Here is a 253-nt window from a genome sequence, read left to right on the forward strand (position 1 = left end):
TATATCCCAATCCGGTGCATGGCGGTGATTTCATCACCATCGAAGGCGTTCCGGAAGGTGTTACAAACATCACAATCTATGATTTAAACGGTCGCGCGGGGTCAACATTACCGGTAGAGGCGTGGCGTGCCACGACTCCGCAACCATCCCCGCAACCGCCCCTACAATCATCCCCGCAATCATCCCTACAACTACCGATACCAACCACACCCGGGGTCTATCTTGTGCGGATTGGGGAGACATTGCTGACAGC

Annotated in this window: 1 protein-coding gene; it reads left to right on the forward strand. The window is 54.5% G+C overall.

Features of this window, described 5'->3' with window-relative positions; all coding sequences use genetic code 11:
• The coding region (locus ASC50_RS06785) for a T9SS type A sorting domain-containing protein (protein WP_158648509.1) at positions 1-253 on the forward strand (253 nt) is incomplete at both ends.

This window comes from Candidatus Symbiothrix dinenymphae, from assembly GCF_001431085.1.